Origin of the sequence: Acinetobacter thutiue, from assembly GCF_030385805.1 — a bacterium.
Lineage (GTDB): Bacteria > Pseudomonadota > Gammaproteobacteria > Pseudomonadales > Moraxellaceae > Acinetobacter > Acinetobacter corruptisaponis.
On sequence record NZ_JAUDZE010000001.1, the window covers coordinates 50955 to 76370 of the forward strand.

Genomic DNA, 25416 nt, shown 5'->3' on the forward strand with positions numbered 1-25416 from the left:
AATTTTGTTAAACCGCTTTGGCCTATTGCTTTTTAAAAGTATCAGGCGTTCTATTTTCTCAAGGTAACCCATGGCGCAAGCTAAAAAATCCGTAGATATCAAAAATATACGAAATTTCTCGATTATTGCTCACATTGACCACGGTAAGTCAACACTAGCTGACCGTTTCATTCAAATGTGTGGCGGCTTACAGGATCGTGAGATGCAGGCTCAGGTGCTGGACTCCATGGAGCTTGAGCGTGAACGTGGGATTACCATTAAGGCTGCATCGGTCACATTGTACTATACGCATCCGAATGGTCAGGAATATCAACTCAACTTTATTGATACGCCAGGGCACGTTGACTTTTCTTATGAAGTGTCTCGTTCCTTAGCTGCATGTGAAGGTGCATTGCTAGTCGTGGATGCGGCACAGGGGGTTGAGGCTCAATCTGTGGCAAACTGTTATACCGCAATTGAGCAGGGCTTGGAAGTATTGCCCATCCTGAACAAGATTGACTTGCCTCAGGCTGAGCCTGAGCGTGTCATCCATGAGATTGAGGAAATTATCGGGATTGAGGCAACAGATGCACCAACCTGTTCTGCAAAAACAGGTTTAGGGGTTGAGGGGGTTTTAGAGCGTCTGGTTGATGTGATTCCAGCACCAGAAGGTGACCGCGATGCGCCGTTGCAGGCGTTGATCATCGACTCATGGTTTGATAATTACCTGGGTGTTGTTTCGCTTGTCCGCATTAAACAGGGTCGTATCCGTAAGGGCGACAAGATGCTGGTCAAATCAACTGGACAAACGCATCCAGTAACATCAGTAGGTGTGTTCAATCCAAAACATACTGAGACTGATTTGCTTGAGGCAGGTGAGGTTGGTTTTGTCATTGCGGGTATCAAGGATATTTTTGGTGCACCAGTCGGCGATACCATCACGCTCGCCTCTACGCCAGATGTTGCAATACTTCCAGGCTTTAAGAAAGTGAAGCCACAGGTGTATGCTGGGCTTTTCCCAATTGATGCCAGTGATTTCGAGCCATTCCGTGAGGCTCTGCAAAAACTCCAGATTAATGATTCGGCTTTATTCTTTGAACCAGAAAGCTCTGATGCTTTAGGTTTTGGTTTCCGTTGTGGCTTTCTGGGGATGCTGCATATGGAAATCGTGCAGGAACGCTTGGAGCGTGAATATGATCTTGACTTGATTAGTTCTGCCCCAACAGTGATTTATGAAGCATTGACCAAGAAAGGCGACATTATTTATATCGATAGTCCATCGAAAATGCCAGATGGGTCAACAGTTGAAGATTTACGTGAACCCATTGCAGAGTGTCATATCCTTGTTCCACAGGAATATCTGGGTAATGTCATGACCTTGTGTATTGAGCGTCGTGGTGTGCAGAAAGACATGAAATTTCTGGGGAATCAGGTGTCCATTACCTTTGAAATTCCAATGGCTGAAGTGGTCATGGATTTCTTTGACAAGTTGAAATCCTGTTCTCGTGGTTTTGCCTCACTGGATTATAATTTTGTCCGTTTTGAGAGTTCATCTCTGGTTAAGGTTGACGTGTTAATTAATAGTGAAAAGGTGGATGCCCTGGCGATGATTTGTCACCGTCAGGATGCCCGCCATCGTGGTATTGCCCTGGTTGAGAAGATGAAAGACCTGATTCCCCGTCAAATGTACGACGTTGCGATTCAGGCAGCGATTGGTGCGCAAATCATTGCACGTTCAACTGTAAAAGCGATGCGTAAAAACGTATTGGCGAAGTGTTATGGTGGTGACGTGTCACGTAAGAAAAAATTGCTTTCCAAGCAAAAAGAAGGTAAGAAACGCATGAAACAGGTGGGAAGTGTTGAAATTCCACAGGAAGCGTTTTTAGCCGTATTAAAAGTTGATCGATAGAAAAAGACTTAGGAATCGCTCATGGATTTTGATTTTAATTTGATTCTCGTTCCAGTCACACTGATTTTCTTTGTGGTGTGGTTGCTTGACAAGTTGGTACTGAAACAACGTGCGAACAAGGGACGTGATCAGGAAAACTTTGTCATCACATGGGCGTATGATTTCTGGCCAGTATTAGCAGTTGTGTTGGTGCTACGTTCTTTTCTTTATGAGCCGTTTAATATCCCATCTGACTCTATGGTACCTACCTTGGAAACAGGTGACTTTATTTTGGTGAATAAGTTTGATTATGGTGTGCGTTTACCAATTGTGAATAGTAAGGTTATCAATGTTGGTGAACCAAAGCGTGGTGAAGTGATTGTATTCCGCTATCCACCACAGCCAACCATTAGCTATATCAAGCGTGTAGTGGGTTTGCCTGGTGACCACATTCAGTTTAAGGATGGGCAACTGATTATTAATGGTCAGCAAATTGCAAAAGTTGCCACTGAAGTTAAACGTGAGAAAGACCAACTTGAAACTCCAACCGTATATTACTTTAAAGAAACTTTGGGTGAGCATCAGCATCTGATCCGTTATCTGGATGGGCGTAATCCTTTGGCTGAACAGTTTCAGTTTGCACAGTTAAAGGGTGCTGAAGCATTAGTGCCATTTGTGGCAAAAGCCAATGATGTGTTTATTAAAAGTAATGGACAGGATTGGGAAGTGACTGTACCACAAGGCCAGTATTTTGCAATGGGGGATAACCGTGACCAAAGTGCAGATAGCCGTTTTTGGGGTTTTGTGCCAGAAGCAAACCTAACAGGCCGTGCTTTTTATGTATGGATGCATAAAGAACCTGGTTTCAATCTTCCAAGTTTCGGCCGAAATGGTAAGATTGACTAATAAATAAAACGTATAGGACATACTGAAAGATGCGTAAATCTCAGCAAGGCGCTTCGTATATTGCAATTTTATTTGGGGTGGTTTTATTTGCGATTGCTGTAAAAGCGACCATCGCAATCTGGCCAGCATACTGGGATGATAAACTTATTGATACTCAAATTGAGGGACTGTTAAAAGATAGTCCTGAAAATATTACCCCTAGTAAGTTTATCAACAAAATGGATCAACGATTTGAAATGAATAATATTCGTGACTTTCATTTTAAAGATATTGCACAAGTCACTTATAAAAATGATTTGGTTGTCAATAAAAAATATGAAGTGCGTAAGCCTTTCTTACTTAATATTAGTTTAGTAATGACTTTTGAGAAGACTTTTGACCAAAAATCTGCCAAACAAGCTCAATGATGCACGTCTGCAAGGACGAATTGGTTACCAGTTTAAACAGGTTGATTTGTTAAAACTGGCACTGACTCACCGTTCTGTGAGCCATAAACACAATTATGAACGCCTAGAATTTCTAGGCGATTCATTATTGGGAATGATCGTTGCCAATTATCTCTATCATACCTATCCACTTGAAAATGAAGGGCGTTTAACGCGGATGCGTGCGACCCTGGTTCGTCAGGAGGCTTTAGGAAAAATTGCCAATGACTTGCAACTCAGTCGGTCACTTATTTTAAGCACTGGTGAGCTAAAATCGGGTGGACATCACCGAGAGTCCATTCTTGCTGATACCGTTGAGGCGATTATTGGTGCCATTTATTTGGACAGCAATGATCTCAACCTGTTGGAACGCATTGTGCTAAAATGGTATGAACCTTATCTGGATCATATCGAACCGACTGATCAACTCAAAGATCCAAAATCACGTTTGCAAGAGTATTTACAAGCACGTAAAAAACCTCTCCCAGTTTACGAGGTTGTAGATATTCAGGGCGATGCGCCGAATCAGCATTTCAAGGTGGAGTGTCTGGTGGATGGATTGCCAAAAATTCAGGGCGAAGGCTCAAGTCGCCGTTTTGCTGAACAAACGGCGGCGGCCGAGATTTTAAAATTATTGGAGCAATAACCTGATGTCTCATTCAAATGAAAACCCTTTACATGAAAATCAGCCAGAAGCGGCTGTACAGCAAGATGGTAATAACCTGATTGATCAATTTTTTAGTGCTCAGGGAACCACGATTCCATCAGATTTTAAAAGCGGTTTTGTTGCGATTGTGGGTCGTCCTAACGTAGGTAAATCGACCCTGATGAACCATTTGTTAGGTCAAAAGCTATCGATTACTTCACGTAAGCCACAAACCACACGCCACAAGATTGTGGGCATTGACTCGCGTGAGAAATCACAGGCGGTATTTGTGGATACCCCAGGAATGCATAAAAAAGAAGTCCGTGCCATCAATAAAATGATGAATCGTGCTGCACATTCAGCATTGCGTGATGTGAACTTGGTTTTATTTGTGGTGGATGCGCAGAAGTGGACCCAAAACGACGAACTGGTTTTGGAAAAGCTTAAAAATGCTGATATGCCTGTGATTCTGGTGATTAATAAACTGGATACTTTTGAAAACAAGAATGAGGCATTGCCCCTCATTCAACAGCGCTCAAAACTTATGAATTTCGCTGAAATTGTTCCTGTTTCCGCATTGCGTGGTGCGAATCTTGAGCATCTGCGTGATACGATTGAAAAGTATCTACCTTATCAGCCGCCATTGTATTCATTGGATCAAATTACCGACCGTTCTGAACGTTTCCTTGCAAGTGAAATCATTCGTGAGAAAATCATGCGTCAGTTGGGCGAAGAACTTCCGTATGATTTAACTGTACAGATTGAATCTTTTAAAACCGAAGAAGCGGCTGTGAATGAAAAAACAGGCCGCTTAAAACCACCTTGTACCTATATTGATGCAACGATCTTTGTGGAACGTCAGGGCCAAAAAGCCATTGTGATTGGTGATAAAGGTGCCAAGCTGAAAAGTATTGGGATGGATGCACGTACAGACATGGAAAAAATGTTTGAGCAAAAAATCATGCTGACGCTTTGGGTGAAAGTCAAAGGTGGCTGGTCTGATGATGAACGTGCCTTAAAAAGCCTGGGTTATAGCGATATTTAACTGGTTTGAAGACAATGGAAACAGGTATGAAAACAACAATTCGTGTATTCGCAATCGTGACATGTATTTTCATGCTGCAAGGGTGTATCCATAAGCTTGTGACTGTACCTGTTAAGGTTGCCTATAAGACCACCAAAGGTGTTGTTAAGGGAACGGCTGCGGTTGTAGGCGCTGTGATCCCTGATGGTGATGATGAAGATAAAAAGGATGAAAAAGCAAAGGACTAGTATCGTTCCATGATGCGTAATGAAGTCCTGAACGGCTATTTGATTCACCATCGTAAATATCGTGAAAAAAGCCATATTGTGCATTTATTTACACAGGAATATGGGCGGGTGGATGGAATTTTAAGACAGATTCCACCACCGCAATATCAGCCGATAGGCCTACAGGCGACTGGCAAATCCGAGCTCAAAAATTTCACTAAACTTGAAATCTTGAATCAACCTGTATTTTTTCATGGTGATGCATTTTTTGCTGGTTTCTATTTAAATGAGATCGTATTGCGTTTATGTCCGCTTGAAGAGGCGATGCCACAGACATTTGAACAATACCAACTGACCTTGTTGCAATTACAGCAATTGGCATCGCATAAACAAGCCTCTTTATTTCTGCGACAGATTTTACGCCAATTTGAACATGTATTATTGCAGGAGTTGGGCTATGCGATTGATTTTTCAGTAGATGCAAACCAGCAGGAAATTTTGCCATTTCAACAGTATCAATTTCAGCTCAATGATGGTTTTTTGCCTGTTGCCCAAGCCTCACGTTCTACACTTGCAGGCGCTTTGATTGTCACCATGAAAAGTTATGAAGATGGGCAGGATTTTTCTCACGAACAACTACAATTATTGGGTAAACTATACCGTCAAATGATTAGCGCTTTGTTGGGTGATCGACCCCTGAAAAGCCGCCAACTGTGGATTCAAAGTACACAAACTTGATTTTCCTGATGTATTTAAAATAATTATTCAGGGTGAAACGATAGGATATTTTTTATGGCTGTAATCTTGGGTGTAAACATTGATCATGTTGCAACATTAAGACAGGCACGTGGTACAACTTACCCTGATCCCGTTCAGGCTGCTTTGGTTTGTGAGCAAGCGGGTGCAGAGGGGATTACCCTGCATTTGCGCGAAGATCGCCGCCATATACAGGATGATGATGTTCGCCGTATGCGCCCGTTGTTAAAAACACGCATGAATCTTGAATTGGCAGTGACTGATGAAATGGTTGCGTTTGCCAAGGAAATTCAGCCTCAGCATGTCTGTTTTGTTCCTGAACGTCGTCAGGAAGTGACTACAGAGGGTGGCTTGGATGTTGTGGGTAACTTTGAAAAAGTTAAGGCTGCAACAGAAGCTCTGGCAGCCATTGGTAGTGATGTATCTTTATTTATTGATGCTGATCTTGCACAAATTGATGCGGCGGTTGCCTGTGGTGCGCCAACCATCGAGATTCATACGGGTGCCTACGCAGATGCGGAAACCGATGAACAACAGCAAGCAGAGTTGGCACGTATTATCAAGGGTACAGAATATGCTGCTGCCAAAGGTTTGGTGGTGAATGCAGGACATGGTTTAAACTTAAATAATGTTGCTGCTATTGCTGCAATTCCACAAATTAATGAGCTTAATATTGGTCATTCAATTATTGCCGATAGTGTATTCGTTGGTCTGGCTCAGGCAGTGAAAGATATGAAAGCAGCGATTCAGGCTGCTGCGAGATAAATCGATGAGTAGTGTGAATTATGATGAGTTAATGCAACCTGTCATTGCATTTTTAGGTTGTACCACTCCTCAGGCTTGGCTGGATGAAGCGGTGAATAACCTCGACGTCCTGATGCAAGACCATGCCAACTGTGAGAAAAAAGCGGCAAGTACAGCGATGAACCTGATGTTCCGCTATAGCTTTTTTACCGATTTACAGGTGAAGCTGGCACAATTGGTTCGTGAAGAAATGCTGCATTATGAGCAGGTTCTGGAATTCATGAATAAACGTGGTCAAGAGTGGAAAGGATTGAGTGCTGGGCGTTATGCTGGTGGATTGCGTAAAGAAATTCGTACTTACGAGCCTGAAGCCTTGATTGATGTCATGATTATTGGAGCTTTTGTAGAGGCACGTTCATGTGAGCGTTTCTATGCGTTAGCACCGATTGTGGATGATGAACTTGGACGTTACTATCGTTACTTGCTTAAATCGGAATCGCGTCATTTTGAGGATTATCTGGCACTGGCCTTGGATGTTGCAAAAACTGCCAAACTTAAAGATCCAGAAGAAAATATTCAGCAGCGGATTCAACATATCCGTGAAGTGGAAAAGAACCTGATTTTAACTCCAGATGATACTTTCCGCTTCCATAGTGGTGTGCCTGCAAAGGTAACAGCATAAAATAGACCATCAGTTTCAATCAACGATAAAGAAATTGATGGTTTTGATTTTAGTCGGGTTGCTTAATGAAGATGCCTACACCAATGAGTGTAATTAATCCGATTTGCATAAAGAAAGTTTTGGTTAAACCCTCATGAAACTGATGAGCAAAAATTAATATAATAAAATAGCCTAAGCCATAAGCGAGTTTATATAAATGATTGGCAAACATATACATGACACCAGAGAAACTGATCAATAAATAGCCAACCACCATGTAGTTAATATCCCAGATTAGGGTATGGATGACGGCTAGTGTCATTAATAATCCACCGAGCACAACAGCTTGTTGATGCGAAAAACTTTTGTAGTGACGAAACTCTATAAAGGTAAAAATAGGAAGTAATAACAATAAATATTTAAAAAACATCAAATAATGATTAGTTAGGAAAAAGTTTACTTTTTTGTCTGTAATTGGATTTTCACTAATAGTAAGTCGAACCCATGCAGGGTGGTAATTTTGAGGGAATATGGTCTTAATGGAGAATTGAAGATCAGGAACAAATGGGGTTAATAACTGTTGCTGATCACTATGACCGTAATAAAACCATGATTTATTGTACTCCTGAGCTTGATAATCTGTATTGTTTTTGGTACTTGCCATCATCATTTCTGTTTCATCCCTTTCTAAAAAGGGAGCACAGTTCTGATGACTTTTAACATTCTGGCAAATAGCTAAAAGATAAAATTCTGCATCCTTGCGTGTTTTTTGACTTCCTGCAAAGTCAAAATAAAAATAAACCTGTCCTGTATTATGTTTAATAAAAAGTGAAGGCGAGAACCAGGTGGCTGACTGCGTCTGACCATTGCTTTGACTACCTTGTATAGCTGAAGATTGTTTCTTCAACTCATGTGCAGAAATAATCCATTGTTGAGTTGATGGAATTCGTGAGTTGGTTTGACTGTCATATAAAGTGGGTGGCTCATCAATGATTTTTTCGATTTCACTTTTTGGCTCACAGCCTTTAACGAAAATAAACCCAATCAACAAAATCAGGCCCAAAACAATCATGTCTCGTTTGAATTCTCGGAGAGATTTTAGATTTGATTCTTTATCGGTTTTAATCCACATAACTTTTTTCTAATGGCGTATTTATTGGCTTTATACTTATAAAAAAGCCCGCTTTTATGCTGCGGGCTTTTTGAATTCTGGCTCTCCCACCTGGGCTCGAACCAGGGACCTGCGGATTAACAGTCCGTCGCTCTACCGACTGAGCTATGGGAGAATCTGGAACGAATTTTAGGTGGCAAGACGTTTATAGTCAAGTAAAATCAGTATAAATAATAAACTGTTAAGTGCCTAAAATATTTATATTAACGTGCAACCTGGTTGCATTGGGCTAATTGGGAAGAACTTGCTTGCCAGGTTGCTCCCGCTGAATTTTTATAATAGCTAATCTTGCCAATACGTAGAACCAGGCTTTGGCAGGAGTCCAGAGACAAGTCATTGCCCCAAGGTCCAGACATGCTGCAAACTTTGCCATTACATTTCCAGACCACATTTGGCCCGTTTTCGATAGGAACGGTCACAGTACCTTTATAAGTCGAGCCTGCATACCAGATTGTTTGCGCAGCCATGACTGGACTGCATAAGAATAATAAACTGAGAAGTAGTTTTTTCATTATGGTTTTCCTTAACATGACAATGGTTTTTTATTATAGGGTCGAAAAGGGCAAAGGGTTTAAAATATAAACGTGATGCAACATAAAAAATAAATAGTGTTACAGCACAGATGATAATTAATTAAAACTTTGATCATAAAAAAAGCCCATATCAATGATATGGGCTTTTTAGAATCTTGGCTCTCCCACCTGGGCTCGAACCAGGGACCTGCGGATTAACAGTCCGTCGCTCTACCGACTGAGCTATGGGAGATTAGTAGATTGGCTCTCCAACCTGGGCTCGAACCAGGGACCTGCGGATTAACAGTCCGTCGCTCTACCGACTGAGCTATTGGAGAATCTGATGCGCATTTTAGGCATGAAAAACGCATGCGTCAACAAGAATAGTAAATAAAATGAATTGTTTGCTTGATAAATATTCTTTTCAGATTTTAGGCATAAAAAAACTGCCTAAAGTAGACAGTTTTTAGGGGCGAAATAAAAATTATTTCTCAACACCTGCTGGTTGACCTGCAAGTTTTGCATTTGCGTAGTCCCAGTTCACTAGGCTTTCCAGGAAAGTTGCAATGTATTTTGGACGTAGGTTACGGAAGTCGATGTAGTAGGCATGTTCCCAAACGTCAATGGTTAATACCGCAATTTGACCGTGAGCAAGCGGGGTGTCTGCATTTGAAGTTTTGGTAATGGATAATTTACCATTGATTTCATCAGCAACCAACCAAGCCCAACCTGAACCGAACTGAGTTGTTGCAGCAGCAGTAAATTCTTCTGCAAATTTTTCGTAGCTACCAAAAGCTTCTTCGATTTTAGCTGCGATTGCGCCAGTAGGTTTGCCACCACCATTTGGTTTCATGCTGTTCCAGTAGAATGTGTGGTTCCATACCTGTGCAGCATTGTTAAAGATACCTGCTTTAGAAGCATCGCCAGCAGAAGCCTGGATGATTTCCTCTAAAGTTTTGCCTTCAAGGTCAGTACCCTTAATGAGGTTGTTAAGGTTAACAACATAAGTATTGTGGTGTTTGTCGTGATGGTATTCTAAAGTTTCGCGGGTAATGTGCGGCGCTAAATCATCATAGCCATATGGAAGTGCAGGTAAAGTAATGGTTGTCATGTTTCATTCCTTGCAAATTGCTGGGTTTTACTAAGTGCCTTTATTGTAAATGATTCTATAGACAATAGGGCAGTCTTTTAATACACAAAATATGCAAAAAATTTCTATATGAGACATATGTGATACAACATGGGGCTAGAGTCTTTAGCAGATTATAGCAACGTTGCAAAAGACCCTAGCCAGCCCCTGCTAATGGGAATGATGATCCATTTCAATCTATCTCAGAATCACTGTGCTTTTGTTTGCAGCGCAGCATCATAACGGCGGTTCACTTCATCCCAGTCCACCACATTATAAAATGCAGCGATGTATTCAGGACGGCGGTTTTGATATTTCAGGTAATAGGCATGTTCCCATACATCCAGACCTAGAATAGGTGTATTGCCATGCATAAGGGGAGAGTCCTGATTTGCGCTACTTTCCACAACCAGTCTATGTTCAGGTGTCACACTGAGCCATGCCCAACCACTGCCGAAACGGCTGATAGCTGCCTTGGTAAACGCATCTTTAAAGGCATCAAAACCACCTAGTTGTTGATCAATGGCTTCTGCAACCGCTCCAGTTGGCTGCCCTCCACCTTGTGGACTCATGACTGTCCAAAACAGGGAATGATTGGCGTGTCCTCCACCATTGTTCATCACCATGTTTTTAAGCTCAGCAGGGACTTCATTGACTTTGGCAACCAACTCTTCCACTGAAAGGTTTTCCCATTCCGTGCCTTCAATTGCACCATTAATGTTATTGATATAGGTTTGATGGTGCTTACTATGGTGAATTTCCATGGTTTTAGCATCAATATTGGGTTCAAGTGCATCGTAAGCATAAGGAAGTGCTGGTAAAGAATAAGCCATGTATTTGATTCCTTTTTTAATCAAACGGGTTTTATCGAAATGAAATTAAGCACGCTTATTATTCACTTAAATGCAAATGATAATCAATATTTTTTTAATTTGCTTTTAAGATTAAAAATGAGTTAGAAATTTTATATTTATCGTATGTGATAGGGAATTGAACAGGTTATTTAAACTGCTTACAGCTAGAGATAAGTCAATTTTTGCTGACAGTATTATGTGACTTATTTCTGCTGTGAATTAAACATTACGTAACGTGTATGAAGTTGTGATATGTAAAGGATTTTTTAATTTAATCAAAGTTTTAATCGGCTTAGATTGGATTGTTTAATTCAAAATATTCGGCATCTATGGAAAACTGCTTGGCAATTGCCTGAGCCAAACGCTGTACACCATAGCGTTCTGTTGCATGATGCCCACAGGCAAAATAATGAACGCCAAGCTCTTTTGCCTCATAAAAGGTTCGTTCGCTGACCTCACCCGAAATATAGGCATCACAGTTTTGCTCAGCAGCCTTGCCAATAAAGTCCTGTGCTCCGCCAGTACAAAAGCCAACTTTTTGGATAAATGTTTTTTCACTTGGTAAATGAATGACATTAAAGTCAGAGATAGCCTGTAATTTTTCCTTAAATTGTTCAGGACTCAGTGCTTGATCCAGATAGCCAATATTGCCAATGGGATGTTTTTCGGTTGGGTCCAGCGCTTCCAAATCTTGTAGGCCAATTAACTCCGCAATGGCTACATTATTTCCCAGCACAGGATGGGCATCCAAGGGTAGGTGATAGGCGATCAGTGAAATGTTGTTTTGAATGAGTTTTTTAATGCGATTGCCACGCATCCCTGTGATTGGGTAGGGTTCACCTTTCCAGAAATAGCCATGATGAACCAGCAAGGCATCCGCCTGTTGAGCAATTGCCGCATCAATGGCATCTTCAGAGGCTGTTACAGCACAGACAATCTTGTTGACTTCAGGTTTGCCCTCAATTTGTAGCCCATTCGGTGCATAGTCCTTAAACTCATTTGCCTTTAATGTCTGATTACACCACTGCACAATGTCATGCAAATTTGCCATGTGATTCCTCAAATGCCTTACATTTTTATAGAAGTGTCAATAAAAACATATTTTTGAATGTAACTAAAGCTAGACAAAACTTTTTTAACTTTTGCATTGATTTTAAGCAATTTACTTTACAATAGTGGAAACTTCCTGTTCTTCAATACATTAACTACATTGTTCGCCTAGAGGATAATAAACGTGCGCCGTGCATTTACATGGTTACCTTGGGTATTACTCATTCTTGTTATCATTAGTTTTCTAACCTGGCAGAAATTGCATCAGCCGAAGCCAACAGTCGCCGCTGATGGCGTTAAAATGCCTGCTGAAAAAGTGGAGCCACTGATTGATACAACCCGAACGGGTGGCGTGGTTTCCTATAGTGCTGCGGTAAAGGTTGCAGCGCCAGCGGTGGTAAATATCTTTACCACGCAGAAAGTGAAGCAGATGAATCATCCATTGTTGAATGATCCTGTGTTCCGTGAGTTTTTTGGCAACCAAATTCCTCAGCAGCCTCAAAATGAAAATAGTCTGGGTTCGGGGGTTATTGTCCGTGCGGATGGTTATATTTTAACAAACAACCATGTGATTGCTCAGGCTGAACATATTGTGGTGGCGTTGCATGATGGTCGCCGTGCTGAAGCTAAGGTGATCGGAACTGACCCTGATACCGATTTAGCTGTCATTAAGATTGAATTGGACAAGCTCCCAGTTCTACCATTTAAACTCAGTGGTAATGAAGTTGGGGATGTTGTGCTGGCGATTGGTAATCCATTTGGTGTGGGCCAGACTGTCACGCAGGGGATTATTTCCGCCACAGGCCGTTCAGATCTAGGCATCAATACCTATGAAGACTTTATTCAGACTGATGCTGCAATCAACCCAGGTAACTCTGGTGGTGCATTGATTGATGTTGCGGGTAACCTGATTGGTGTGAATACTGCAATCTTCTCGCAGTCTGGCGGTTCACTGGGAATTGGTTTTGCGATTCCTGCACAGGTTTGCCAGCAAGTCCTCAACTCGATTTTAAAAGATGGCCGTGTTGTACGTGGCTGGTTGGGCATTAGCCTGATTCCAAATACGCTGGATGAAGATGTACTGGCCTCAAAACCAGTTGGTGTCATTGTGGCGGATGTATTGCGTGACGGTCCAGCCGATGCTGCGGGAGTGAAGCGTGGCGATAAAATCATTCAGGTCAATAATGAGCAAATTGGCTCAGCGTCACACCTGATCAATTATGTGGCCTTGCAAGCCCCTGCAAGTGTGATTGATGTGGTGGTTGAACGTGATGGCAAGCAGCAAACCTTGCAGGTCAAAGTAGGCGAGCGTAAAGTGCAGCAAAATGCCCAGTCGCAATATATTCCATTGCCTAAACGACAATAAATAATTGATTATATTTAATGAAAAAGGGCTGCTTAAGGGCAGCCCTTTTGTTTGAGCAATAAAAAAAGCTTGCTGATCAAGGTCACTCAGCAAGCTTTTTGATTGTTTATAGGCTTTTTATTTTTTATTAAAACAGTAAAATTTGATGGTTTGATGACAGTTTCTTGATGATTAAATGACAAATGTGAATCACTGAAACACATTTTTAAATTTTTAATGAGCGCAAAATGCCTGATTAAAGTACTCAAATAAATCAGGTGTTTGAAACCAGATGAGGATTGAGGCACTCATTAAGCCAATCATGCAGAGGATGAGTGCGATTTTAAGGTTCCGTGCAACACTAGTCATGAATCACAGCCTCTTCATTGACGAAAAGATGAATAAGCACTCCAAAGACACTCAAGAGCAGGCAAGCCAGCCAAATCATATTGTAGTTACCCGCCAAGTCATGGTTTACGCCACCCAGCCATCCACCGAAGAATGAACCAATTTGATGGGTAAAAAACACAATGCCACTGAGCATGGATAGATATTTTACCCCAAACATATTGGCAACAATACCGTTGGTTAGCGGTACGGTTGAGAGCCAGAGCAGTCCCATGATAATGCCAAAACTGTAAACCGTGAAAATACTGAGTGGTAACAGCAGAAAGGCAATAATGGCGATACCACGTAAGCCATAAAGCAGCATCAGTAGTCTTGGTTTGGAAAAGCGATCACCCAGCCACCCCGCGCCATAGGTTCCGACAATATTAAATAAGCCAACAAGTGCTAAAAATACGGTTCCTGTGGTGGCATCAAAGCCATGATCAATCAAGTAGCCTGGAAGATGCACACCTAAAAATACCACCTGAAATCCGCAGACTAAAAACCCAAGGGACAGCCACCAAAAAGGTTTGTGGTTTTTCGCAATTGTCAAAACCTGCTTGAATGTCAGGTTTTGCTGATCAAGTGCTTTGGGTGCTGTGGAACTTGGTGTCTTGAGCAACCAGGCAAGTGGAATGATAAATGCAACCGCAAAGGCGCTGACCAGCAATGCAGATGACCATCCAATATTTTTGAGTAGCAGCAAGGTTGAGGGCAGCATAATGAACTGCCCAAATGAACCAGCAGCACTGGCGATCCCCATGACCATGCTGCGTTTTTCTGGTGGGGCGGCACGGCCAACAGCGGACAGTAAAACGGTAAATGAGGTCGCGGAAAGTGCTAAACCAATAATCAATCCCATACTTAGGTTTAGCAACAGACTTGTAGAGCTGAATGCCATCAGGACCAAGCCAATGCTATAAAGCACGCCGCCAGCAATCACCACTTTTTTGGTGCCGTATTTATCCGCAATTGCACCTGTAAATGGTTGGGCTGCGCCCCAGATCAGGTTTTGCATAGCAATCGCTAAGCTAAAAATATGATGACCCCAGCCAAAAGAGTCACTTATCGGAACCAGATAAAGCCCAAAGCCATGACGAACGCCGAGGGAAAGCGCAAGTATAATGGCACTCCCGATAAGCATATAAATGAGTTGCTTGGAAAATTGCTGATTTGGCATTGTTGTTTTTTAATCTGGGAAATAGGTGAAAAGTATTCTAAATGACTTGGACTATTATTTCGATTCTTTAGGGGAATAATTGTTAGGATGGTTATTATGTGGCAACGGGGCAACCTAAATTGCCCTGTTGAATCTAAAGGCCTCGTTTATTCATCTAAAACTTAAATTCCAGACCTAAACCAGCAACAGGCTGTTTATCCTTTTTACTGGCCTGCTCAAGCGTTAGGTAACCTGCATAACCATAAGTTTTCACCTGCTTGTTAAATGCATAGTCCACGCCACCAATGATCTGTTTGGCCTCAAAGTCAGCCGTGGTGTCCTTAAAGCTGGTAGTGTTCTGGCTGTACTGACCTTTCACTGTCCAGTTCTTTGCCTGTGGAATGGTGTATTCCGCACCAAGCAACCAGCCCTTGGCATCATCAATCTTGTCTGCGCTTGCGGTATTGCCAGCCACATTTTCCACCTCAGAACTTTGGAACAGTGCTTTCAGGGCTAAACCATTCACTGGGTTGACACGGCCAATGGCACGGATGGTGTTTGCCGCGGCAAATATCGCTGGGGCAGCCGTTGATGAAATCGCCTTGTCAGAGGCATTTAAAAAGCCACGGCCAAGGAATGTGCTTGGAATCGCGCTGTCATAGCCAATACCCGCAACTAACAGTGGGCTTTCAAAGCTTGCCGAAGCTGACCATGCATCGCCCAGACCACGCCCCTCAACCTTGGCATTGCCAGCGGTTCCAGAAACGCCCGTTGCCTCACCTGTTGCCAGCAATGCGTTCACCTTGACTGCACCATTCAGGGCAGGCACCTTGACCGCTGGAGACTCATAAACTACCGCATTGCTGACACGGGTTTCGCCCGCAAAGATTCCACCAATGTCGGCCTTGTTGGCAACATAGTTGTTAAAGGTGTCAACAACACTTGACAACTGTTTAACTGGAGTGTCATGCACACCAATTTTTACTGTACCCAACTGGGCATCCTTCAAACCGACAAAACGGTTACGCTGTGACCAGTCTGAGCTGTCGCCATCCGCGCTGAAACCCCATTCGATGGCATAAACGGCACTTAAGCGGTCTGTGAGTTTTTCATCGCCCTTAACACCAATAAATGAGCTGTTTGAGCTAATTTCCCAAACATTCTTGTTGGCCTTGGTCGCATTTTTTTCTGGTAGATAGTCAACACTGGCATCAATCTCACCATAAATGGTTGGTGCTGCTGCAAAGGTTGTACTGCTAAAAATGCTGAGCATGGCAAAGCCAAGAAGATTCAATTTCATATTGAGACCCCTAAGAAAGATAAATTTGATTTTTAAATGTGTGAGGGGAAAGCCTCACACAGGGACAGGATGTTTAGGCAATAGAGTTGCGTTCAAGAACTGCTTGTTCAAACAATTGTTTTTCTTTAGTTTTGTGTTCCGCTGAGAAGCGAATGAGGATGACACCAAAGGCAGATACCATGACCAGTGTGCCTAACACCATCAGGCAGGTTTGGATATCCAGTAAACCTTTAAGTAGGAAACCTGCCGCAACTGCGCCAACGTTACCACCTGCACCGATAATACCTGCAACGCCACCCAGTGCATCACGGTCGATAAATGGAACCAGTGCATAGGTTGCGCCACATGCCATGTGGGTAAACAGGGCAAAGATGGTCATGCTGAGAATGGCAAGGCCAACCGTATTCATTTGTGAGAACAGGATCAGGAACAGGCCTTCACATAGAATCAGGATAAACAGGATTTTGGTACGACCATCCAGACCTTTAGCCAATGCAACCTTGTCAGAGATGATGCCGCCTAAAGCACGGGCGAACAGGGCAAGCAAACCAAAGATACCCGCAGTTAAACCTGCTTCCTTGAGTCCCATATTGAAATGGTCAACATAGTACATTGCGGCAACATTATGGATGAAGATTTCAATACCGAAGCATGCAGCATAGGAGATGAATAAAATCCAGACACGGTAGTTGCTTGCAGCTTGTAGCAGGATGGCTGTGCCACCTTTTTTACCGCTACCAACATTTACACCATTTTCACGTAGTTCCTTGAAATCACCTTGTGGACAATCCTGAGTCAGTTTCCAGTAGAGTACACCAACAATCACCATCATGATGCCAGGTACAAGCAGGGCAATTCTCCAGCCCATAGCCTGTTCAACACCAAACATTACCAGCGCACCCAGAAGAAGTGGCATGATGGCTTGAGTGGCACCACCACCTGCATTGCCCCAGCCAGCCGAAGCGGCATTGGCGGTTCCCACCACGTTTGGTGCAAACATCACGCTGGTATGGTATTGGGTAATGACGAAACTTGCGCCAATCGCACCAATTAACAGGCGGAAGAATAGGAAAGACTCATAGGTGTTGGCCGCAGCCACACCAAATACAGGAATACTGCCGATCAGTAAAAGTGCGGTATAGGTTTTACGTGGTCCAAACTTGTCGCACAATGGTCCAACAATTAGGCGGACAATAATGGTAATGGCCACTGCCGCAATATTGATATTTGCAATTTGTTCCTTGGTTAAGTGAAATTCCCCAGAGATGACTGGCATCAACGGTGCGCATGCAAACCATGCAAAGAAACAAACGAAGAATGCAAGCCATGTCATATGAAAGGCACGCATGGCAGGAGTGGAAAAGCTGAATAGTTTTATTTCAGTCGCTTTTTTCGCATCTAAATTCATTTTTGAAGACATGGCCTTCTCCTGAACTGAACGTCATTTATTTTTGCGATGTCTTTGACATCAGCAATCCGAACAGAACGGGCTTCATTGACCGTCAACAAATTCTTTGTGAATCATCTTTGATTCAGCATGCTGGATATAAAGCAAGTGTCGTGCCAAAACATATATTTAACCAAGTGAAAAATATAAGCTGTTATTTATAAATATTTAATTGATGAATTATTTTTATTGATTGAGTTTTAATCATGATCCATCAATGAAATGTATATGCATTATTTAAAATCATGCTAGAGGGTAAGGGGCAAATTGATTGCAATTGGTGCATGGTTTTCATGCATTTTGAGTTAAAAGATGGCGCTAAGCAGAACAGTGAAAAAAGCAGCCGAAGCTGCTTTTAAATATCATGTTGGATTTAGAAACGATAGCCCACACCCACATAGGTGATGAGTGGGTCAATATCAATTTTTGTATTGGCGCGGATTAACTCTTTACCCGTGTTGCGGTCAGTCACGTAAATTTGCGCCTCATTATTCATTTTAGAATAAGAGACTGAGCCTACAGCAAACCAGTTCGGTTTAAAGTCATAGGTTGCGCCAACTGTGACAATCGGTGCAAAAGTGTCGGTTGCCTTGAGCTTAACCGCTGGATCGGCAGAGGAGGTTTTACCATCCAAAGCGGCACCTGCCTGACCATCATGGATATTCTGGATCATGTGGCCTGCCGCAATAAGGTCTGCCTCAATGCCAGAATTCATTTTTAAGTCATTAAAGTAGGCATACATCACACCAGCACCTACATAAGGGCGGAATTTATTTACCCCAGATTTGCCAAACTGATAATGCAGTTCGACTGCGGGCAACCAGGCACGGGCAGAGGCGGCCTTATCTCCCTGAGTCAGGTCAGTAATATGAATGTCCTGCTTTAGATCAATTCCACCTAAAGAAGTATCTGCTTTACCCCTCAATGGCGCATAAATGTCGCCTTTACCTTTAATGTCTACTTTAGGGGGAATACCTGCTTTTACTTCTAAAGAAAGGTTATCGGTAAAATGATAATTCGCCATAATTCCGACAGTATCAACATCATCCGCTTCTAGTCCTGTTCCCTGACTTTGCCAGTTGGACAGTCCATTGACCGTTGCTGTTCCTGTTAGGAGTGCAGGCAAGGTGTCGGTTGGAAGTATCTTGATGGCTTCATACAAGAGTACATTGGAATCACGATCCGCTGCATTCAATACGGCCTGTTTGGAGACTGAACCCACTTTAGATGAGGTTCCCTCAGCCACACTGGTATTGATATTGACTGGGTTTGCCGATCCCTGCGGCATAGCATGCAGCCAGCCTGCTGAAACGGAAAAACGTTTGAATCCATCTCCATCTTTTAAACTGAAATACGGTGAATCCGCAAAACTGAGGGTAGGTAAGGTGGTAGCTAAACCCATAGCAATGTAAAGCACATGCTTTTTCATGGTGAGGACTCCATGTCCGATTTATAGAAACTTTTTATCCAGACAAAAATAACGTTTTTTACTAAAAGGTTTGTTTAGTTAAAATTTATAATTGTTATGCTTATGAAAATTTTTGTTGAGTTTGGATAAATTGATAAATAAAATTTAAATAACAGGATGACCCCTTATTTGTATCAGTTCCTAGACAACTGATCTGCTCATCCTTACGTTTGCATCTTGCTGCGGTAGGATGGAAGAGGGACACTTTCGGGTGTGCTGATCCTTGGGTATCAGTCTGCTAACCCTCTTTCGTTCTGCCACCATATTTAATAATCTGAGTCCTGGATAAAATATGATACTCGGAAACGTCATCCGCAATTGTTCGAGACAGGACCTCATTAATAAGTGCTGTTTCTGCGATTTATTAAAGTGGCTGATGGTAGTCAACGAGTTTTGCGGATGACAATGGTTTTGCCTACTTTTGCCAAAACAAAAGTAGGTCGTCGAAGACATATCCTGAAATTGGATGAGAACTTGGTAAGATTCCGCCAAGAATTTTTTCAATAATTTAAAGAAATATTTAAGCTGAACACAGGTTGGCTATTACAAAGACTTTCTATCATTCCAATAGCGCTTTAACACTGTTTGATCAGCTATTTCTACAGAATATTGACACACTAAACCTTGCGGACTATGCTTTGCTTGCTGGCTCATTGCCAGTCGGTTTTAGCAGACCGTTTTTGTCATCTAGAACATCAAAAAAGTAATTTTTTGGTGATGAACTCGTTCGTCCCCTTTCGTAGCGGTAGGACGGAAGAGGGACGCCTTGTGCGTGCCAGTTCCTAGATGACTGGTCTGCTAACCCTTTTTCGTTCTGCCACCATCATTTAGCAGTGATTTGGTAGGACTTCTATTTCATCTAGGAGTTTACTATGCGTACTATTTCTGCTTTTTCACTGGCAATCATTGCCAAAGCCTTTATTCCCATACATTCCAGCAGACTTTTAATGCTGTTTGATCGTCTATAGGTTCTGCGAACTTTAGATCAGACCGACTAAAAAAATCATATCGACAATAAAGCATGTGAGATGGCTAAGGCACAGTCTTGTCTATTTTTTACGTTCCTGAAAAGACATTAGTGTTTTGATCTCATGCATATACAACAAAAAAACTTATGTTCAGTGGTGTATTTATGCCAAATTTACAAATTTCCTCAAGGGCATTATCAGTGCTTGATTACTCAAGAAATCTTTTTAACTTGTATGGATTTCAGCAGGTGGGTGTGGATCGGATTATTAGTGAAACCAATGTAGCGAAGGCAACATTTTATCGTTATTTTCAGTCCAAAGAAAAACTTATAGAGCTGTGCCTTGTTTTTCAAAAAGATACGCTAAAAGAAAAAATCAGGAGAATCAGAACCTGTTGCCATCATTCAAATGTAGTTGACCAATTGAGGAAAATTTATCTGCTCCATGTCGATTTAAATGGCCCATATCATTTGTTGTTTAAGGCTATTTTTGAGCTTGAAAAGTTATATCCCAAGGCCTATCGAATTGCTGTCGGATATAGAAAATGGCTAGTCAGACAAATTCGGTCTTTACTGTTAAAGATGAAAAACACTGTGACGGTTGAGGATGCAGCGATATTTTTATTTATTGTTGATGGTTCGGTTATTGAGCTTTTAAGAATGAATTGGGCAGAAAGACAAGATAGCCTGCTGGATTATTTTCTGTTGATGATTTGATTCTGGGAAATGAAAAGAATGTACTAATCTTAGTTCGGCAATAATATGATAATCGGAAACGTCATCCGCAATTGTTCGAGACAGGACTTCACTAATAAAGTGCTGTTTCTGCGATTTATTAAACTGGCTGATGGTAGTCAACGAGTTTTGCGGTGAGCAGCGAAGCTGCGCAAGGTGGTTGCCCTTGCGGAGCTTCGCTCCTCATGACGAAACAAAAGTAGGTCGTCGAAGACATGTGCCGAAATTGGATGAAGACTCGGCAAGACTCCTCCAAGATATTCTTTCAATAAGTTAGACAAATATTTAAGTCGAACTCAGCTAAATTACATAAATCGTGATAAGTCTTCTTCAGGACGTGCTGTTAACACTTCAATTCCTGTTTTGGTGACGAGAATCGTATGTTCATACTGAGCAGACAACTTATGGTCTTTAGTCACCACTGTCCATTTATCACCTAACAGCTTGGTTTGCCAAACACCAGCGTTGACCATTGGCTCAATGGTAAAGGTCATTCCAGCTTCCAGAATCATGCCTGTGCCTTTCTGGCCATAATGCAGAACCTGTGGCTCATCATGGAACACCTTGCCAATACCATGACCACAATATTCACGCACCACACTGAAACGTTGCGATTCCACATACTGCTGGATGGCATATCCAACATCACCCAGATAGGAACCATCCTTAACCGTTGCCATACCACGGTACATGGCTTCCTGAGCCACCTGACACAAACGGTTTGCAAGAATAGAGGTTTCACCACCCACGATGTACATCATATTGGTGTCGCCGTGGTAACCATCTTTAATCACCGTGACATCAATATTCAGGATATCGCCATTTTTTAGGATTTTATTTTCAGATGGGATACCGTGACAAACCACATGGTTGACAGAAGTACAGATAGAATGCTGGAAAGCAGGGCGGCCTGGCGCGGCACCATAGCCCACACAGGCAGGAATGGCCTGCTGTACATTTTCAATATGATTGCGGCAGATGGTGTCGAGTTCTAAAGTGCTTACACCCGCTTTAATGTGCGGCTTAATCATGTCTAGAACTTCAGCCGCCAATTTGCCTGCAACACGCATCTTTTCAATTTCTTCAGGTGTTTTGATTAATCGACGAGGGGCTGTATAAGTTGTATTCATGATCTCTAAAAACTTTTGGTAATTTGCAAGCGTATATGGTATAAATAGCCGCCTATTTTATCAAATGCTTTTCGTGAATATATTTACGAAAGTAGCCGATAACAATAGTCGTAAAAAATCCGCACATATATCGTCACATTACTCTGGGTGCCTAGCAATAGGTGGAGAATGCGGATATATGGAGGCCTAACCCAAACTTTAAGGTAAAGAAAATGGCAGATTACAACGTAAGCATGCGCGACCTTCTTCAAGCAGGCGCACACTTTGGTCACCAAACTCGTTTCTGGAACCCAAAAATGCGTCAATACATTTTTGGCGCGCGTAACAAAATTCATATCATCAACCTTGAGCACACTGTTCCTGCGTTAAATGATGCCTTGAACTTTGTAAACAACCTTGCGAGCAAAAAGAACAAAGTATTATTCGTTGGTACAAAACGAGCTGCTTCTAACATCATCCGTGAACAAGCTCAACGCGCTGGTCAACCATATGTGGATCACCGTTGGTTAGGTGGTATGTTGACGAACTGGAAAACACTTCGCCAATCTATCAACCGTTTAAAAGATCTTCAAACTCAATCTCAAGACGGTACTTTTGCCAAGCTTACTAAACGTGAAGCTTTAGAGCGTACTCGTGAGATGGACAAGCTTGAACGTGCTTTAGGCGGCGTTAAGAACATGGGTGGTTTACCTGACGCATTATTTGTAATCGACGTTGATCACGAAGCGATTGCAATCAAAGAAGCGAAAAACCTGGGTATTCCTGTAATCGGTATCGTTGATACAAACTCTAACCCAGACAACGTAGACTACGTTATTCCTGGTAACGACGATGCGATCCGTGCAGTAACTTTATATGCTTCTGCTATGGCTGATGCGATTCTTGCTGGTAAAGAATATGCTCAATCACAAGCAAATGCACAAGCGAAAGGCGACGACGCTGCTAAAGACGCTTCTGAGGCTTAATGCGTTTTGACGCAAGCTTGTCATTTTTGCGACATGTAATGGTGGCAGATTAAAGCGTCGAGATTGCAAACGGCCCAGAGATTCTTTGGGCCGTTTTTGTTGAACAGATTTATTTTCTACCGATTTTAGGAGAACAACATGACTGCAGTTACTGCGAGCATGGTAAAAGAATTACGTGACCGTACTGGTCTTGCAATGATGGAATGCAAAAAAGCATTAACAGAAGCAGGCGGTGACATCGAACTTGCAATTGATAACCTTCGTAAATCAGGTCAGGCAAAAGCTGCTAAAAAAGCAGGTAACATTGCTGCTGATGGTGCGATCACAATTATTCAAGACGGTAACAAAGCAATTCTTGTTGAAGTTAACTGTCAGACTGACTTCGTTGCAAAAGACGAAAACTTCAAAAACTTCTCTGATAAGGTTGCTGCTGCTGCGCTTGCTGCAAATGAAACTGATGCTGCAAAAATTGCTGAACTTAAGCTTGAAGACGGTGCGACTGTAGAAGAAGCTCGTGTTGCGCTTGTTCAAAAAATCGGTGAAAACATCCAGGTTCGTCGTGCTCAAATCGTTGAAGGCGAAAACTTGGCTGTTTACAAGCACGGTTTAAAAATCGGTGTGGTTGTATCTTACACAGGTGATGCTGATACTGGTAAAGGTATTGCAATGCACGTTGCTGCGTTCAACCCTGTTGCTGTAAATGCAGAAGCTGTTCCAGCTGACTTGATCGCGAAAGAGAAAGAAATTGCTGAAGCGAAAGCGTTGGAATCTGGTAAGCCAGCGAACATCGTTGAGAAAATGGTAAGTGGTTCAGTTGACAAATACTTGAACGAAGTTGCACTTGACCGTCAAATGTATGTAATCGACAACGACAAGAAAGTTGCTGATGTATTGAAGGCAACTGGTACCAATGTAGCTCAATTCGTTCGTTTCGAAGTGGGTGAAGGTATTGAGAAGAAAGCTGAAATGAGCTTTGCAGAAGAAGTTGCTGCTGCTCAGGCTGAAGCTGCGAAGTAATTCGTATCTTTTCAAAGAACCCAGCCTTGTGGCTGGGTTTTTTTATTGGTTCTTTTTTACATACCCAAACTATAACTCATCGTGTTGCTGTTTGAACTGTGCCAATGCCTCAATTCGGTACTGAATCAGCATTTCACCAATCTCAGGCCCTGTGATGTGTTCAGGTAAATCCTGTGCCCGAATATTCCGTACAATTTGCATTGCATCCAGAATATATTGGGCCTGTGGGTAAGGACGGTCTTCCAGACCCAGGCGGCCTTTTGCGTCACATTCACATGCCTGTACAAATGCCTCAACCTTTTCTGGTTTCCGTAGAACATCCAAACGTTGTAATAAACGCCATAAAGTACCTGGTTTTAAACTCTTGGCCTGATGGCACTTTAAATGCTCTTTACAGACGGTCAGGGCCAGACTCTTGAGCTGAGAGGGAACCTTTAAGCGGTCACACACCTCGGTTACGGGCTGCAAACCACGTTCCTCATGCATGATGTGGCGTGGCAGCTCTTCAACAGGGGTCAATGCCTTGCCCAAATCATGGACCAGAACAGCGAAGCGTACATCCAGTGCATAATTGGACTGACACGCCTGTTTTAGGGCCATGAGGGTATGAACCCCACAATCCACTTCTGGATGGTATTCAGGGCGCTGTGGTACACCAAATAAGGCATCAATTTCTGGGAACAGAACTTTTAACGCCCCACAATCCTGTAGTGTCTGGAAATAGATATATGCATGATCCTCCATTAAGGCTCGTGATGTTTCTTTCCAGACACGTTCAGGAGTCAATGCATCAAGCTCACCTGATTTCGCAATTTCACTCATTAGTTGCAGCGTTTCATCTGCGATTTTAAAACCGTAATTGGCATAACGTGCGGCAAATCGGGCAACCCGAAGCACACGCAAAGGGTCTTCGGTAAAAGCATTTGAAACATGGCGAAGGATTTTCTGGTTTAAGTCCTTTTGTCCGCCATAAGGGTCGTAGACTGTACCATCTTCATCCATTGCCATGGCATTGATGGTTAAATCACGGCGAATCAGGTCTTCTTCTAACTTGACCGTTGTATCGGTAAAAAACTGGAAACCATGATAACCCACACCAGACTTGCGCTCTGTGCGGGCAAGTGCATATTCTTCTTTTGTTTTTGGATGTAGGAATACAGGAAAATCTTTACCAACAGGTTGATAACCTTCGGCGAGGAGTTGTTCTGGTGTTGCTCCGACCACCACATAATCTTTTTCGTGATAGGGATGCCCGAGTAAGTGATCTCGAACTGCACCGCCTACTAAATAAACTTGCATGAAAAAACCTCTATTCTAGGGTCTATCAATATTTCAACCATACTTGCGTTATAGGCTAAAACGACTCAAACGAGGCATGAAACGCAGGCAATGGAGATCCCCTTGTCAAGTTTCATAACGAAGTTTGAGGAGGTTTTAGCCATAACCCTTTGGGACAGGGACATTTTTTGCCGCTACTGCGTTATGGTTTCCTCATTTAGAATGACTAAATTTCATAAACCATGC

General features: G+C 42.4%; 24 protein-coding genes and 3 tRNA genes. 13 read left to right on the forward strand and 14 right to left on the reverse strand.

The genetic code is table 11. From position 1 onward, the window contains the following. Window positions 1-70 precede the first annotated feature (70 nt). The 9 genes from lepA to QTA56_RS00300 are packed head-to-tail and all read left to right on the forward strand — an operon-like array spanning window position 71 to window position 7277. Window positions 71-1888 carry a translation elongation factor 4 gene (gene lepA, locus QTA56_RS00260; protein WP_267978970.1) on the forward strand — a complete coding sequence of 606 codons (1818 nt, stop codon included), beginning with the start codon at window positions 71-73 and terminating at the stop codon, window positions 1886-1888. A 21-nt stretch (window positions 1889-1909) separates the two neighbouring features. Continuing rightward, entirely contained in the window at window positions 1910-2773 is an 864-nt protein-coding gene (gene lepB, locus QTA56_RS00265) for a signal peptidase I (protein WP_267978971.1), read from the forward strand. A gap of 29 nt (window positions 2774-2802) precedes the next feature. Then, window positions 2803-3180 carry a DUF4845 domain-containing protein gene (locus QTA56_RS00270; RefSeq protein WP_267978972.1) on the forward strand — a complete coding sequence of 126 codons (378 nt, stop codon included), beginning with the start codon at window positions 2803-2805 and terminating at the stop codon, window positions 3178-3180. Beyond that, the gene (gene rnc, locus QTA56_RS00275; RefSeq protein ID WP_267978973.1) at window positions 3149-3844 is read left to right on the forward strand and encodes a ribonuclease III; all 696 of its coding nucleotides are present in this window, start codon (window positions 3149-3151) and stop codon (window positions 3842-3844) included. The genes QTA56_RS00270 and rnc overlap by 32 nt, the downstream gene beginning before the upstream one ends. A gap of 4 nt (window positions 3845-3848) precedes the next feature. After that, window positions 3849-4889 carry a GTPase Era gene (gene era, locus QTA56_RS00280; protein WP_267978974.1) on the forward strand — a complete coding sequence of 347 codons (1041 nt, stop codon included), beginning with the start codon at window positions 3849-3851 and terminating at the stop codon, window positions 4887-4889. A gap of 26 nt (window positions 4890-4915) precedes the next feature. Beyond that, window positions 4916-5116, forward strand: a complete 201-nt coding sequence (locus QTA56_RS00285) for an NF038104 family lipoprotein (RefSeq protein WP_267978975.1) — start codon at window positions 4916-4918, stop codon at window positions 5114-5116. A 9-nt stretch (window positions 5117-5125) separates the two neighbouring features. Then, complete coding sequence (recO, locus tag QTA56_RS00290) at window positions 5126-5833, forward strand: DNA repair protein RecO (RefSeq protein WP_267978976.1); 708 nt, start codon at window positions 5126-5128, stop codon at window positions 5831-5833. A gap of 54 nt (window positions 5834-5887) precedes the next feature. Beyond that, window positions 5888-6616: a pyridoxine 5'-phosphate synthase gene (gene pdxJ, locus QTA56_RS00295; protein ID WP_267978977.1), complete on the forward strand. Its 729-nt coding sequence runs from the start codon at window positions 5888-5890 to the stop codon at window positions 6614-6616. A gap of 4 nt (window positions 6617-6620) precedes the next feature. Continuing rightward, entirely contained in the window at window positions 6621-7277 is a 657-nt protein-coding gene (locus tag QTA56_RS00300) for a MiaE family protein (RefSeq protein ID WP_267978978.1), read from the forward strand. Window positions 7278-7326: 49 nt separating this feature from the next. Here QTA56_RS00300 and QTA56_RS00305 read toward each other — a convergent pair whose 3' ends face one another. The 8 genes from QTA56_RS00305 to QTA56_RS00340 form a co-directional block, all read right to left on the reverse strand. Further along, a complete protein-coding gene (locus tag QTA56_RS00305; RefSeq protein WP_267978979.1) occupies window positions 7327-8388 on the reverse strand; it encodes a hypothetical protein in 1062 nt (353 codons plus the stop codon). 78 nt (window positions 8389-8466) lie between these two features. After that, window positions 8467-8542 (reverse strand) — tRNA-Asn (locus QTA56_RS00310). A gap of 88 nt (window positions 8543-8630) precedes the next feature. After that, window positions 8631-8939, reverse strand: coding sequence for a DUF8200 family protein (locus QTA56_RS00315; RefSeq protein ID WP_267978980.1), 309 nt, complete (start codon window positions 8937-8939; stop codon window positions 8631-8633). A 177-nt stretch (window positions 8940-9116) separates the two neighbouring features. Further along, window positions 9117-9192 (reverse strand) — tRNA-Asn (locus QTA56_RS00320). Window positions 9193-9201: 9 nt separating this feature from the next. Then, window positions 9202-9277: transfer RNA gene (locus QTA56_RS00325), tRNA-Asn, on the reverse strand. A 146-nt stretch (window positions 9278-9423) separates the two neighbouring features. Continuing rightward, a complete protein-coding gene (sodB, locus tag QTA56_RS00330; protein WP_004761574.1) occupies window positions 9424-10050 on the reverse strand; it encodes a superoxide dismutase SodB in 627 nt (208 codons plus the stop codon). Window positions 10051-10277: 227 nt separating this feature from the next. After that, window positions 10278-10901: a superoxide dismutase gene (locus tag QTA56_RS00335; protein ID WP_267978981.1), complete on the reverse strand. Its 624-nt coding sequence runs from the start codon at window positions 10899-10901 to the stop codon at window positions 10278-10280. A gap of 313 nt (window positions 10902-11214) precedes the next feature. Then, on the reverse strand, window positions 11215-11973 hold the full coding sequence (locus QTA56_RS00340; protein ID WP_267978982.1) for a Nif3-like dinuclear metal center hexameric protein: 759 nt from the start codon (window positions 11971-11973) through the stop codon (window positions 11215-11217). 183 nt (window positions 11974-12156) lie between these two features. On the opposite strand from QTA56_RS00340, the gene QTA56_RS00345 reads away from it, so the two are divergent. Continuing rightward, window positions 12157-13338 (forward strand): trypsin-like peptidase domain-containing protein, encoded by a 1182-nt coding sequence (locus QTA56_RS00345; RefSeq protein WP_267978983.1) that lies wholly within the window; start codon window positions 12157-12159, stop codon window positions 13336-13338. 340 nt (window positions 13339-13678) lie between these two features. Here QTA56_RS00345 and QTA56_RS00350 read toward each other — a convergent pair whose 3' ends face one another. From QTA56_RS00350 to QTA56_RS00365, 4 genes are all read right to left on the reverse strand, one after another. Then, a complete protein-coding gene (locus tag QTA56_RS00350) occupies window positions 13679-14884 on the reverse strand; it encodes an MFS transporter (protein WP_267978984.1) in 1206 nt (401 codons plus the stop codon). Window positions 14885-15038: 154 nt separating this feature from the next. Then, window positions 15039-16163, reverse strand: coding sequence for a porin (locus QTA56_RS00355; RefSeq protein WP_267978985.1), 1125 nt, complete (start codon window positions 16161-16163; stop codon window positions 15039-15041). Between the two features lie 73 nt (window positions 16164-16236). Next, the gene (locus QTA56_RS00360; RefSeq protein ID WP_267978986.1) at window positions 16237-17583 is read right to left on the reverse strand and encodes an MFS transporter; all 1347 of its coding nucleotides are present in this window, start codon (window positions 17581-17583) and stop codon (window positions 16237-16239) included. Between the two features lie 400 nt (window positions 17584-17983). Further along, complete coding sequence (locus tag QTA56_RS00365; RefSeq protein ID WP_267978987.1) at window positions 17984-19039, reverse strand: OmpW/AlkL family protein; 1056 nt, start codon at window positions 19037-19039, stop codon at window positions 17984-17986. A 1171-nt stretch (window positions 19040-20210) separates the two neighbouring features. Between QTA56_RS00365 and QTA56_RS00370 the strand changes: the two genes are divergently transcribed. Next, on the forward strand, window positions 20211-20762 hold the full coding sequence (locus QTA56_RS00370) for a TetR/AcrR family transcriptional regulator (RefSeq protein ID WP_267978988.1): 552 nt from the start codon (window positions 20211-20213) through the stop codon (window positions 20760-20762). A 323-nt stretch (window positions 20763-21085) separates the two neighbouring features. Here the strand turns inward: QTA56_RS00370 and map are convergent, their stop codons facing one another. Further along, complete coding sequence (gene map / locus QTA56_RS00375) at window positions 21086-21910, reverse strand: type I methionyl aminopeptidase (RefSeq protein ID WP_004761570.1); 825 nt, start codon at window positions 21908-21910, stop codon at window positions 21086-21088. 212 nt (window positions 21911-22122) lie between these two features. Between map and rpsB the strand changes: the two genes are divergently transcribed. Both rpsB and tsf read left to right on the forward strand, forming a co-directional pair. Beyond that, the gene (gene rpsB / locus QTA56_RS00380) at window positions 22123-22875 is read left to right on the forward strand and encodes a 30S ribosomal protein S2 (protein WP_004878543.1); all 753 of its coding nucleotides are present in this window, start codon (window positions 22123-22125) and stop codon (window positions 22873-22875) included. Between the two features lie 138 nt (window positions 22876-23013). Then, window positions 23014-23892: a translation elongation factor Ts gene (tsf, locus tag QTA56_RS00385; protein WP_267978989.1), complete on the forward strand. Its 879-nt coding sequence runs from the start codon at window positions 23014-23016 to the stop codon at window positions 23890-23892. A gap of 69 nt (window positions 23893-23961) precedes the next feature. Here the strand turns inward: tsf and QTA56_RS00390 are convergent, their stop codons facing one another. Next, the gene (locus QTA56_RS00390; RefSeq protein WP_267978990.1) at window positions 23962-25191 is read right to left on the reverse strand and encodes a multifunctional CCA addition/repair protein; all 1230 of its coding nucleotides are present in this window, start codon (window positions 25189-25191) and stop codon (window positions 23962-23964) included. Window positions 25192-25416: the final 225 nt, after the last annotated feature.